General features: G+C 50.9%; 9 protein-coding genes and 3 pseudogenes. 4 read left to right on the forward strand and 8 right to left on the reverse strand.

Going from position 1 to position 12,482, the window contains the following annotated elements; genetic code table 11:
* Positions 1-97: pseudogene (locus GOB82_RS12385) on the forward strand (IS5/IS1182 family transposase); the annotation flags it as partial.
* Between the two features lie 147 nt (positions 98-244).
* Here the strand turns inward: GOB82_RS12385 and GOB82_RS12390 are convergent.
* The 5 genes and pseudogenes from GOB82_RS12390 to GOB82_RS12410 form a co-directional block, all read right to left on the reverse strand.
* Positions 245-1,618, reverse strand: coding sequence for a DUF6538 domain-containing protein (locus GOB82_RS12390; RefSeq protein ID WP_166123541.1), 1,374 nt, complete (start codon positions 1,616-1,618; stop codon positions 245-247).
* A 253-nt stretch (positions 1,619-1,871) separates the two neighbouring features.
* Positions 1,872-2,153 carry a hypothetical protein gene (locus GOB82_RS12395; protein WP_166123543.1) on the reverse strand — a complete coding sequence of 94 codons (282 nt, stop codon included), beginning with the start codon at positions 2,151-2,153 and terminating at the stop codon, positions 1,872-1,874.
* 233 nt (positions 2,154-2,386) lie between these two features.
* Positions 2,387-2,572: pseudogene (locus GOB82_RS12400) on the reverse strand (integrase core domain-containing protein); the annotation flags it as partial.
* 103 nt (positions 2,573-2,675) lie between these two features.
* Complete coding sequence (locus GOB82_RS12405) at positions 2,676-4,280, reverse strand: alkaline phosphatase D family protein (protein WP_166123547.1); 1,605 nt, start codon at positions 4,278-4,280, stop codon at positions 2,676-2,678.
* Positions 4,281-4,347: 67 nt separating this feature from the next.
* A complete protein-coding gene (locus GOB82_RS12410) occupies positions 4,348-7,221 on the reverse strand; it encodes a TonB-dependent receptor (protein ID WP_166123549.1) in 2,874 nt (957 codons plus the stop codon).
* Positions 7,222-7,577: 356 nt separating this feature from the next.
* Here GOB82_RS12410 and GOB82_RS12415 point away from each other — a divergent pair, with 356 nt between their 5' ends.
* Both GOB82_RS12415 and GOB82_RS12420 read left to right on the forward strand, forming a co-directional pair.
* Positions 7,578-8,048, forward strand: a complete 471-nt coding sequence (locus GOB82_RS12415) for an RNA polymerase sigma factor (RefSeq protein ID WP_166123551.1) — start codon at positions 7,578-7,580, stop codon at positions 8,046-8,048.
* 120 nt (positions 8,049-8,168) lie between these two features.
* The gene (locus GOB82_RS12420) at positions 8,169-9,122 is read left to right on the forward strand and encodes a twin-arginine translocation signal domain-containing protein (protein WP_166123553.1); all 954 of its coding nucleotides are present in this window, start codon (positions 8,169-8,171) and stop codon (positions 9,120-9,122) included.
* A gap of 121 nt (positions 9,123-9,243) precedes the next feature.
* On the opposite strand, the gene mazF is transcribed toward GOB82_RS12420, so the two are convergent.
* Positions 9,244-9,588, reverse strand: a complete 345-nt coding sequence (mazF, locus tag GOB82_RS12425; protein ID WP_063907590.1) for an endoribonuclease MazF — start codon at positions 9,586-9,588, stop codon at positions 9,244-9,246.
* Complete coding sequence (locus tag GOB82_RS12430) at positions 9,585-9,827, reverse strand: AbrB/MazE/SpoVT family DNA-binding domain-containing protein (RefSeq protein ID WP_128106459.1); 243 nt, start codon at positions 9,825-9,827, stop codon at positions 9,585-9,587. The genes mazF and GOB82_RS12430 overlap by 4 nt, the downstream gene beginning before the upstream one ends.
* Positions 9,828-9,995: 168 nt before the next feature.
* Here GOB82_RS12430 and GOB82_RS12435 point away from each other — a divergent pair.
* A pseudogene (locus tag GOB82_RS12435) lies at positions 9,996-11,074 on the forward strand (IS3 family transposase); the annotation flags it as partial.
* A 96-nt stretch (positions 11,075-11,170) separates the two neighbouring features.
* On the opposite strand, the gene GOB82_RS12440 reads toward GOB82_RS12435, so the two are convergent.
* Positions 11,171-12,267 (reverse strand): IS3 family transposase gene (locus GOB82_RS12440; RefSeq protein WP_166123555.1). Its coding sequence is split into 2 segments (ribosomal slippage): positions 11,171-12,015 and positions 12,015-12,267, totalling 1,098 coding nucleotides; the frame shifts between segments, so codons are not numbered across the junction.
* Positions 12,268-12,482: the final 215 nt, after the last annotated feature.

Genomic DNA, 12,482 nt, shown 5'->3' on the forward strand with positions numbered 1-12,482 from the left:
CAAACAGTTCCGCGCGATCGCAACCCGCTACGACAAGCTTAAATCAACCTTCCTCGCTGCGGTGCAGTTCGCCTCAATCATCATACTGCTTAACTGACGACACGCTGTAGGCTTGCGACTTAATTTTATGAAATCTTTGCTCCTTAATCGCGTCTTAGAAGAAAAACAAAAGGGGTCAACGGGGGAGGTTACTCCCCCTTGCCAGATGTTGAATGGGTAGCCATTCAACACTGCTGGCTCCCTTTTAAAACGTTCCCTTTTTGAAGGCTGTTTCCGGGTAGCTGATTGCCTCTATGGTTTGTTGCAAATTGGCTATTGAAATGCCTGTCAGATAGGTTGTGGTGCCCTGACTTTTGTGGGTTGCTTCATGACCAAGGAGGCGGTCAATCCATACCTCCCGGATATTGGCATCCGCGTTTCTGAGTTGGGTTGATACGGTGTGCCGGAAGGAATGGAACGTGATTTCAGCGGGCAGGCCGATACGGGTCTTGAGTAATGAGAAAGCCCGTCCCAATGCAGCGCCCCTGACACCCTGTTTTGAAGTCTCCAAGCCGGGAATGAGGTAAGAGCCGTCAGTGGTATCCTTATGGGCCAGAACTCCCGCTTCAATGAGTTTTGAATGGACAGGCACCACACGAGTGCCTGCGTCAGTCTTGGGTGCCCAGCCGGTTTCGGGGTGTGGGCGAATGAGGAAGCAGGGGATACCGTCGACAGTCTGGAGGTCTTCTTTCCGCAGGGTGCAGATTTCACCAAGTCTCATGCCTGAGTAGGCAGCAATGAGGGTCACAAGCCGGAAGGTCTGTTCTGGCACAGAGGTGCTGTGCCATGAGGCAGAGGCGAGCAAAGCCAGTTCCTTTGTCGCCCAGCTTCTGCGTATGGTCTTCTGCCCATTCTCAAAACTCCAGCCCGTCCATGGGTTCCGTGTGACCAGTTCCCGCTGGTGTAACTGGTTCCAGAGGGCGGAGAGGCGCATCATGTGGTTCTTGACGCTTTTCCCGCTCAGGGTTGGCAGACCTTCCTCTCTGGCCCGTTCTGCCTCTTCCTCAATGGTAAGACTGCTTTTGCGTTTGCCCAGTGAGGCCGGAAGGGAAAACAGGAGGTCACGGAACGCTCCAGCCTTCTCGCCACCAATAATGGACACAGGGGCATCGCCAAACGCTTGCAGAAAAAGGTCTACTGCTCGCTGGGTTGCCTTTTTCGCGTCGGCGCTGGCACGGGGATTATCCAGCACAAAGCGTTTCAGGGCACCCGATAGCATCAAGGGGGCTGCTTTGGGTGCTTGGACCGTTTTCTTTACTGTTCGGGGTTTTGGCATCAATGCTGAAACTGGCATGGACCCCGTTTCCTGAGCAGATGAAGGCAGAGTCACGCTCTGCAAATCCCGCAGTGCAACCCGCAGTCCTTCAAGCCGGCTTAAAGCGTCCGGTTCAGCCAGCACAGAATGGGCTTCCATGAACAGTTCTGTGGTTCTGGCATGAAGCAGAGAAGCGCGTTTGCGGGCTTCATTCTGGTGGCCGGTTTTCAGGGAAACCCAGATTTCCCGCCGGTTTAAGGCTGCTCGCAGGGTAGGGGGAACGATACGGCGGAAGTGGTAGGTAGTGCCTCGTACACGGAGCATAAAATCTTCCCTCAAGTGGGGAAGGACGATGGAGCAAAGACAGCCTTTGCTCCTCATTCAGCCGAAAAATCGTGCTATTTCAGGTGTCTGTGGTGCGAACTGCGGGACTCGAACCCTGAGACTAGGGTGAGTTTCATTCGAAACCTTCATGATTTCATCAAGGAAAACGCTAAAAGACGTCCTTCTTGGTAACGATTTACGAGAAACGCTTTGGAGAAGAAGTAAGTTCTCGTCAAGAGACTTTCCAAACTCTTTAAAGCGGTGAGGGTGTGTCAGAGGTTGGGTGTTTGGTCTGCGGGTTCGGTGCGGGAAAAGATGTGAGATTGCGGGGACGAGACGAGTTGATAGGCGCCTGATGTTTCAATTTATGATTTTTCGTGTTGAGCAAAGCAGAAAGCTGTTCAATCTTGTGACGAGCAGCCTCTTTTTTGGCTTCATGTTTTTCAATCGGCTGTTCAAAGCGCTTTTGTCGAGCCTGTGCCATGTTTTCGAATCTCTGGTCGAGCCATGGTGCCAGTTTCTTACTGTCTGCCATGGCTGAAAACTCATCGTCATGAGTTTCCTTGAACCGTTCGAGGGCTATCTGGTCCTTCTCATTCAGGATGTACGAATAGGATTGGGTGGTTCTGGACGCAGGCCGACGATGTGAAGTAAAGCCTCCACTACGAAACGCAGCACCTCTAGAAATTCATACAATAGCGTATCGGCTATCTTTTTAAGTTTTTGGGCTTTCCCGGTGACGTGCCCCCCCCCCCTTTTTGTATCTACTCAAAAGGAGAGTTCCCGTTTTTTATGGTTTGGGGTTGATGGGATGACAAGTGTCTCGGGGGCATGCCCCCGAGACACTTGTCTGGCGACCTGATCCGGCGTCCTGCCATCCAGTTGTGAATGAGGGCGCACCGTATTGTAGTCTTCCCGCCAGTCAGCCAGAACCTGTCGGGCATGGCTGAGGGAGGCATTCATCATAACCCTTAACTGACGACACGCCGTAAGTGTCATTTACAAAATTTAAACAAAACAGAGTTTTAAAAAATAAACATAAAAACTCTTTTTAACTCTACACTCTCTGCAGACCAGGATGTCCTCTTTCTGTGACAAAGCTGGCATAGGTTGACGTCACCCCACCTGACTGCATGACCTGATCGACTATTTTAAGATCCCCTCTCCACTGGTCACGACCAACATCGCACAAAACGTAACCGCGCTTATCTGTTGTTGCCTTCAACCATGGGTTTTCGTGCCGGACAGACTGGCTGAAAGCATCATCATCACCCATGCCATCAGACCCAGATGTGATAGACGTTGCCAGAAATTCCACAGAAGCAGGCTGTTTGTCGTCAGGATTGACCAGCAGATCCCCAGCAAAGTGACGATGTGCATCTCCTGTCACGTTCACCACATTGCCCGGACAGTGAGCCTGGACGAACTCCAGCAGACGCTTGCGACTATAAAGATAGCCTGACCATTGATCCATGCTGTATTCAAGTTGAGCACTGCCCGATTTACGATGTGCCAGATTCAGCATCATCACCTGATGCGCCAAGAGATTCCAACGTGTGTCAGACTGCGCAAGACCGTTGAACAGCCATTGTTCCTGTTTTGCTCCCATTATACTGCGATTACTAGCCCATACGTCCTCGCGCTGCGGACCGTCCTTGTCCCCATAAACCTGATCGCTCCGATATTGACGTGTATCCAGCACGAACATGTTCAACAGATCACCATACTGTGCTGTTCTGTAAATCTGCATGTGGCTACCATCTGGTAACGACCGCCGTCGCAATGGCATATGTTCATAGTAGGCTTGCATGGCAACAGCACGCCGAAACAGAAACACCTCTTCCGGTGTTCCATCCTGATCCGTATCTCCTGCCCAGTTATTATCCACTTCATGATCGTCGAAGCTCACAAACCATGGTGCGGCAGCATGAGCAGCCTGAAGATCTGGATCCATTTTATATTGAGCGTAACGGCGACGATATTCATCCAGCGAATAACATTCCGGCCCGATATGCCTGCGCAGAACCTTGAATGGCTGACCATTCATCTTACGGTATCCCGGACCGCTATCCTTTCCCTCATAGATATAATCGCCGTAGTGATAAACAAAATCGACGGATTCCTGAGCAATAGCGCGCCAGGCTGTGTAATATCCTTCTTCATAATGCTGGCAGCCGGCAACAGCAAAACGTATTCTGTCTACAGAATCTCCTGCTGCGGGCAGCGTTTGCCCCCGTCCTACTGCACTTTGGTAATCCGCAACGCGGAAACGATACCAATACGGGCGCGCTGCCTTCAATCCAGCCACCTCAACATGCACGGAATGCGCCAGTTCAGGGTGCGCAAGCGCCTGCCCGCGCGCCACCACGCGAGACATATGTTCGTCCTCAGAAACTTCCCAATTCACCAAAATGGGTTTCAAATCCATGCCTCCAGCTTCTTCAAGCGGCATTGGGGCAAGGCGGGTCCAAATCACAAACCCATCTTCCTCAGGGTCACCAGACGCGACGCCAAGAGTAAAAGGCGTAGACACAAATTTCGGATTTTTTTCAAGATTTCTTGGCTGGTTCTGAGCGGCAAAGGCGCGTCGAAGCAAAAAACCACTAAACGCGCTGCCTGCCATTAACCCGGCAACAAGATCACGGCGACCAAAAAAAACCATCACATCATTCCTCAAAAATTAGAGGAGCATTGTCAAGCTGCCCCTCAATCTATGTCCCCGTTATGTCTTAGTGAAAAACAACATGAAAATAGACTGCGCGACCATAGTTATCGCGCTCATCCGCAAATTGCAGATGATCTCCTGTTAAATAGGTTGGCTGGTAATTTGCCAGATTCATAACCTCATACTTAAAGGTGATACCCGGATAGACCTCGTGCCAGAAACCAAGGTTGAATGTCAGCAACTTACCGAAGCCGCTTGAAGCACCCGGGGTTGCGCCAAACGACGTGAAATATTTACCTGAGTAGTTAACTGTTGCCCGCATAGCGCCTTTAATTTGAGGGATATGCCAAGTCAGCATACCATTCGCTATAAAATCGGGCTGATAAATCATTCGGCTATATTTATATGTTCTCGTTCCGCTGGAATAACTTTCATTGCCTTTCATCCATGTCACGTTCGCTTGTGCATCGATAATTTGGCCAAAAAGCTTCATGTCACGGTTAAGCAGATTAACTTCAATGCCTTTGACACTGGCTGATTGAGAATTCATAGGCTTTGTAACCTGATACGACACACCATGCTGCACATAAATTGAACGGCTAGTCAGAATATCGTTCTGAATCCACTTACTGAAAAAAGCAACGCTGAACAAACCATTTCCGTGGTTGAACCACTTATCAATCGACACATCAAAATTGTTCGACTTACGGGGCTTAAGGTTAGGATTACCCATGCTGATTGTACAATCAGTGCCACCACCGTCATCATCACCACAGGTTTCACTCCGCGCCATGGCCAACTGACCCGGAGCTGCTCGGCCAATAGTCTGGCTAAAAGCCCCGTGCATGTTTAGTCCATTACCAAAGCGATGCACAACGTCAAAAGAGGGCAAAGGCCGGATATACCCACCCGGATTCTTGGAATAACCGGGCTGCACCGTTTGCGTGGCGCCATTGATAACAGGTATCCAGCCCATATAACTTGTTGCATCTGCGCGCACGCCAGCAATAAACACTGTATTTTTTACAGCATAATGTAAAGAAAGATAACCATCGTAAATATCTTCACGATATTTATAATCCGATGCATGACTGTTGTACGCGGATAACGCTTTATCAAGCGGCAAGCCAGACCAGTTAAAATTATAACCACTTTCCCCAATAAACGTTTCAGGATATGTGCTCAACCATGGAACATGCCCGGAAAAAAGCATATTACTTGAATAATCACCCGTTGTTTTAGAATTTGGGTCACCATAATCCATCCGTTCCCGTTGGTAGGACATAGACATTTCACGCCATTCAAAACCGGCAGCAACACCAAAGCCATGGTCGCGCGGGCCTGTATTCCAGTCATAATCCAAACGGGCTGTTGGCACATGCTGCCATGATTTATCCCAAATCTGGTAATTACCGTGGTTGTACAAATCCCATTTTGCGTTCTGGGCTGCATTAGCATCAGAAAGTGATGACATGCTGTACATGTTTTCATTATCAGGGAGACCCGTATAGCCTAGACTAAGCTTGCTGGGGTAAGTTCGCGCGGCAATGTAAGGTTGATAGTCGTTGTAGCTTTCCATTGTATAGCCTGCACGCGCCAGCAGATGATGCTTGCCACTATGCCAGTCAATGTGGCCGATAAGGCCACTATTTTGCCGATGCCACTCGTTTTGGCGGCGTCTGACATAAATACTGTTTACAGGGAGAGTACTATCACCATCTCCAACAAGCGGTGTGGCATTTTTAAGATTGTAATCCTGTTTATCCATCACAGAATTTTCCCAACGAGCGTAAGACCACCCCATGAGAGACATATACAGATTTTTGCTTGGCTTCCATTCAAAACGGCCAGACCCACCAAGGTTGGTTACAGCGTTTGCGTATTCACCCGCAGAAAACTGATTAGGCTTAATACGTCCGGTCCAACTATCATCAGGTGTGGTGGCATATTTGCCATTGGCACCCTCATACGTGTAATTCTGCCACTGTTTAGTAGTGTTACGCACACGATGCTGGTATCGCATGGATAGCACAAGACCGAATTCCTTGTTTTTTCCGAATGTATCGGAAAATGTTCCCTTGGCACCCTGCCCCATATGTGGATCATAACCTTTCAGGCCATTAGAACCCACACCTCCACGTTTGCTTGACCAAATACCATATGCATCTACAAATTTATAAAGTCCCTTATGATCGAAGGCGCTTATTGGCACCATGTCAATATCGCCACCAATAGCATCACCTTCCTGCTCAGCAGTAAAACTTTTGTAAACATTCGTACGTGACGTCATTTCAGAAGGAATGTTCTGCAAATTGACCTTTCGAGAACCTGAACCACCATTTTCACCAACCGTCGCCATGGTGATACCATCCATTGTCGTATGATTGAGCTCCGGACTAATGCCCCGAATACTTACATAACGCGGCTCATCACCGTCTGTAATGCCTGTTACACCCGGCAACTGAATAAGAGACTGCGCAACGGAAGAAACACCACCAAGGTTTTCAAACGGGTCATATGCAACCGTATCCATCACTACATTAGACAAGCGTTTTTCAACCTGACTTTTTCTGTGTCCGACGACAAACAATCCTTCTATATCATTGACGCCTGCTTTCTTGGAATGCTGAGCAGGCTTTCTGCTAACCACGAGCGTGGACTCTTTCCCTAACATCTTCACCTGCAAGGGAGTTTGAGCGAGCAGCTTTTGAAGAGCGGCCTGATCATCCATTACACCATGGACAGGCGAGACGTGAATTTTCTGAACATCCGCACCTTTTGCTATTACACCAACTCCAGACTGTTTCTGAAACGCCGCCAATGCTTCCAGCACTGTGCTGGCCGGAATATTGAACATATGTGTTGCTGCTTGCGCAGCATTCCATAACACGGTGGAAGAAAGCAGAGTCAGCGCACCTATCGCTTTAACTGAACGCATGGGGAAAGGTTACCTTCGGACACAATAAGAAACTCACCCCATAAGACGCACCCCCAGACTGCCTCCTCCCCCCTTACCACCTCAGAATTATGTTAAGGTTTTATTTCAGTCGTGCCGGAGCAAAATAAAGATAGTTATAACAATATGTTACGAAACAAACCTGCCATTTCCGATAAGCTTGCTTTGGAGCAGAGGCGCAGTGTACATGAACGCATCCTGTTCGCCTCCTGTTGCGAGATCCGTTCATGCTCGTTGAGCCTCCCATAAAACGACATGCGCCCTCACCGGAGGAGCCAGCATCAAATTCTTGTCGTTTACCAGACACTCATCATCTGACGTGGATTGCCCAAGACGTCATGCCGCATGAAAACGCTGTACGACGATGGCTTTCACGCACGCTACTACCCGGTGTTACAGAAGATGATATTATTCAGGAATGTTATGCACGGTTTTGCGCTGCACCATTTCAGGACATTCAAAACGGCCGTGCTTTTTTCTTCTCCTGCGCCAGAAACCTAGTAATAGAATATGCCAGAAAATCGAAAATACGCTATCTGGACGAAGATTTAGGCCTTGACGACTGCAATGTTGCAGATGAGCGCCCCAACCCGGAGCAGAACCTTGCTGCCCGCCAGCAACTGGATTGGCTACGCGAACAGATGATGGCACTTCCGAGCCCGTGCAGGGATGTCTTCATTCTCAGGAAAATCTATAATCATAGCCATGATTATATTGCGCAATCATTAGGCATTTCTCGTCGGGCTGTTGAACGACACATAGGGCGCGGACTGCAGAAACTAATAGAAGCTGGCAAGCGTTCCAAATAAGATTTATAAGTTTACACTTTACAACAAGACAGACATATCATCACCCCCTTTTCGATCTGGGGTAGACATCCGTATTCCCGTTGACGGAAAATATGCCTGGCAGCGAGACGAGATTTGTTTGTGTCTTCCACCACCTCTCAGACAGATGGACAACAGCGGAAAGAAGATGCAGCCCGCTGGGTAGCATTAACAGATGAACGCACACTGCTGCCTGATGAACAAGAACAACTCGATAACTGGCTTCAGGCTGACACGCGCAATCTGGGTGCCTTTGTTCGAGCCAAAAGCATTTACCATGCACTTGACTATCGTTCCAGCCAGCACATGACCGCCGCCCCTGTACCTACACCTTCCCAACCACTCTCCCGACGGCATTTTCTGACAGCAGCCTGCGCTGCCGGAGTAGCGACGCTTGTCACGCCCAAAGCCATAACGGAATACTTTTCTCTACGTCATCGAGGTCGACAAGCCCCACAACGTTATCAATGGCATGGCAACCAGATTATTGTAGATGCGCGATCAGGGGCCTATTTTTCCTCAACCCAACACCACGACGCGATCCTGATTGCAGATGGCCGTATCGGCTTGCAAATTCAACGCCGTCTTTTGCATGTAACAGTGGGAACAATGTGGTTTGGAAGCAAAAAGGCAGATTTTGATATCTCCGTGAAGGGATCCGAAGTTATGGTCTCACTTTATTCTGGCACCCTTAACTGGAAAAGCCATGATAAATCATCAAAATTTACTTCTCCCAATATTATTCTCTTTTCTCAGGGTAGTAAAAACACTCCTGTTCTCGTCAATAAAAAAATACTGCCTGACGATGATGCCTTTACACGCAAGGCATGGCGTAACGGCCAGATTATTATGAACAACTATACTCTGACTGAAGCAGTAAATGAATTTAATCGATATTCTGATGTTCAATGTTTGATTGTTAGCCCAAACCTTGGACAACGTCGCCTTTCAGGCAGCTTCAGCCTGCTAAAAGTCCAGGACTTTGTACAGGCCGCTTCCATTCTTCTGCGCTGCAAGACACGACAGGAAAAAAATAAAATCTTCTTCTATTCATAAAAACTTGGATGATTCGAAGACATCTATTCCGCATAAGTCGCCATAGTTGTCAGATGGAATAGACGGTCTCCATACGGCATTGATGTCCCATGATGGAAATTGTAGAAGAGACTTAATCTCTTCACCCGACTAGCAACCGGATACGCTGTCGAATGGCCTCAAGCTCTTCGGGTAAAACTTTGCCTTTGAGCTTTGCCTTTCTCACACGCCAATCCAGACTTCTGACCTGATCTGACAAGGCCACACTGGCAGTTTTTCCAGTCAGAGCCACTTCAAAAGGATAGCCTTTGATCTTGGTTGTTGTCGGACAGCACAGCATCATACCAGCCTTGGCATTATAACTTGCAGGACTCAGCACAACAGCAGGCCGGTGTCCTGCCTGCTCCCTGCCCGCCTGCGGATCAAATTCCAGCCAGACAATCTCCCCGCAATCAGGAACCCAGACAGTCTTTGCTTTGGCACTCACCAGCTTTCACCACCAACAGACGAACCGAAATCGATTTCATCATGGCGGTTCTCGTTCGTAATGCCTGACACTAACTCTTCCAGTTTGAGAGGTAACGCTCTGACTGGTTCTATGATGATGCGCCCATCTTCTTCCCGCACATCAACGGCTTGATCGATCTTCAGACTGACGGCTTCAAGCACACCAGCAGGAAGACGAATGGCTGCACTGTTCCCCCATTTCCTGACAACGCCCTGCATGATGATTTTCCTTGTCTGGTGTTTATACGTCGTATATACATTATATCGTCACCAGAGGCCAGACAAATCCCTCTCTTGACTGCCCCACGGCTTTGCTCCCACAGTTGACGTGCCCCCCGGAAATGTAACCATTTTAAAGTAGAGTCCGATCGAGAAGGATACGGACGGATGAAGCGCAGTCGTTTTACGGAAGAGCAGATCATAGGGATCCTGAAGGAACAGGAGGCTGGGCTGAAGGTCTCTGATCTTTGCCGCAAACACGGGATCAGTGATGCGACGTTTTACAAATGGAAGACCCGCTATGGTGGCCTTGAGGTATCTGAGGCCAAACGGCTGAAGGCCTTGGAAGATGAAAACAGTCGTCTGAAGCGTCTCCTGGCGGATGCGATGCTGGATAATGCGGCGTTGAAGGAAATTGTTGGAAAAAAGTGGTGACGCCTGTCGCGAAACGGCAGGCGGTCCGACACCTTCAAAAGGCTCTGGAGGTGAGTGAGCGTCGCGCCTGTGCGCTTGTTGGGGTTGCCAGGCGTGTTGCGCGGTATGTTTCCACCCGGGCAGATGATGCCGCCCTGTGCCAGCGCCTGCGGGATCTGGCGAGCCAGAGACGCCGCTTTGGCTATCGCCGCCTGGGTTATCTTCTGGCGCGGGAAGGGTTCAACCCCAATCACAAGAAGCTGTTCCGCCTTTACCAGGAGGAAGGGCTGAAAATCCGCCATCGGGGTGGCCGCAAGCGGGCACTGGGGACGCGTTCTCCCATGACCATCCCTCAGGAACCCGGGCAGCGCTGGAGCCTGGATTTTGTCTCGGATGCCCTGATCTGTGGCCGCCGGTTCCGCATTCTGGCTGTTATCGACGATTTCAGTCGCAAGAACCTGGCATTGGTTGCCGACACGTCATTATCAGGTGGACGTGTGGCGCGGGAACTGACGGCTCTGGTGGCACGCTATGGCAAACCTCTCATGATTGTCAGCGACAACGGTACGGAGTTCACATCCCATGCCATCCTGAAATGGGCAGATGAGATGAAGGTTGAATGGCACTATATCGCCCCCGGGAAGCCGCAACAGAACGGGTTTGTCGAAAGTTTCAACGGCCGGTTGAGGGATGAATGCCTCAACGAGACACTGTTCACGTCTCTCAGCCATGCCCGACAGATTCTGGCTGACTGGCGGGAAGACTACAATACGGTGCGCCCCCATTCCCAACTGGATGGCAGGACGCCGGATCAGGTCGCCAGACAAGTGTCTCGGGGGCATGCCCCCGAGACACTTGTCATCCCACCAACCCCAAGCCATAAAAAAACGGGAACTCTCCTTTTGAGTGGATACAAAAAAGGGAGCACGTCAGTTGTTGTATGCCGTTTTGGCGTGTTGAGCGAAAGCCTTTGGCGTCATGCCATTGAGGCTGGTGTGGGGCCTGACAGCGTTGTAGTCGGCCCGCCAGGCGTCGATGACCGTCCGAGCGTGGGCCAGGTTTCGGAACAGGTGCTCGTTGAGGCATTCGTCACGGAACCGGCCGTTGAAACTCTCAACGAACCCGTTCTGCTGCGGTTTTCCCGGTGCGATATAGTGCCACAGCACCGACCGCTTTTCCTGCCAGGCCAGGATCGCGTTCGAGGTCATCTCGGTGCCGTTGTCGCTGACGATCATCATGGGAAAGCCTCGGCTTTCTGCGATCCGGTCCAGTTCGCGGCCAAGCCGTTCGCCCGACAACGATGTGTCGGCGACCAGACCAAGGCATTCCCGGGTGTAGTCGTCGACCACCGTCAGCACCCGGAAGCGCCGTCCGCTGTTCAACGCGTCCGACACGAAGTCCAGGCTCCAGCGTTGGTTCGGCCCATCGGGCAGCACCATTGGCGAGCGCGTGCCCAGCGCCCGTTTCCGACCGCCCCGCTTGCGGACCGACAGACCCTCCTCGCGATACAGCCGAAACAGCTTCTTGTGGTTCATGGCGATCCCTTCGCGGTCGAGCAGGATGTGCAGCCGCCGATACCCGAACCGGCGCCGCTCTCCCGCCAGTTCCCGCAGACGGGCACGCGCTGCCGTGTCGTCCGGGCGGCACGACGCATAGCGCCACGTCTTCGGATCGATACCGACCAACCGGCACGCACGGCGTTGCGTGTAACCCTGCTCCGTAATCGCCCAGGTCGCAGCATTTCGCCGCAAGCCGGGCGTCACGAGTTTTTTGCCAACAGTTCCTTCAGCGTCGAGACGTCCATCACGCTCTCGGCCAGGAGCCGCTTCAGCTTCGCGTTCTCCTCTTCAAGAGCCTTGAGCCGTCGCGCCTCCGATACTTCCATGCCGCCGTATTTCGACCGCCAGGTGTAGAACGTCGCATCGCTGATCCCGTGCTTGCGGCACAGATCGGCCGCCGACGCACCCGCCTGATGCTCTTTCAGGCTTCCGATGATCTGGTCCTGCGTGATACGTGATCTCTTCATTGCCTGTCTCCGGTTGGACAGACCTTACTCAAAAACGAGGGCATTTCACGGGGCAGGGTCACGACTTACCCCTGAAGACGAGGCGGTTGCTACGCTTGAAGGGCGTAAGCTTCCGGAGTGAGACGCCTTGTTGAGTTTATAGTGTGGTGATGTGTTCTGTTCATGACAGAGCGATCAGAACAGAATGATGCTGTCGCAGCGACATTCGCTGCGAC

Origin of the sequence: Acetobacter farinalis (assembly GCF_011516935.1) — a bacterium.
GTDB lineage: Bacteria > Pseudomonadota > Alphaproteobacteria > Acetobacterales > Acetobacteraceae > Acetobacter > Acetobacter farinalis.

What these genes read in the sequence shown, in the direction of transcription:
- GOB82_RS12390 (WP_166123541.1), bottom strand. Translation starts at nt 1,618, where the DNA reads ATGCTCCGTGTACGAGGCACTACCTACCACTTCCGCCGTATCGTTCCC.
- GOB82_RS12395 (WP_166123543.1), bottom strand. Translation starts at nt 2,153, where the DNA reads ATGGCAGACAGTAAGAAACTGGCACCATGGCTCGACCAGAGATTCGAA.
- GOB82_RS12405 (WP_166123547.1), bottom strand. Translation starts at nt 4,280, where the DNA reads ATGGTTTTTTTTGGTCGCCGTGATCTTGTTGCCGGGTTAATGGCAGGC.
- GOB82_RS12410 (WP_166123549.1), bottom strand. Translation starts at nt 7,221, where the DNA reads ATGCGTTCAGTTAAAGCGATAGGTGCGCTGACTCTGCTTTCTTCCACC.
- GOB82_RS12415 (WP_166123551.1), top strand. Translation starts at nt 7,578, where the DNA reads ATGCCGCATGAAAACGCTGTACGACGATGGCTTTCACGCACGCTACTA.
- GOB82_RS12430 (WP_128106459.1), bottom strand. Translation starts at nt 9,827, where the DNA reads ATGCAGGGCGTTGTCAGGAAATGGGGGAACAGTGCAGCCATTCGTCTT.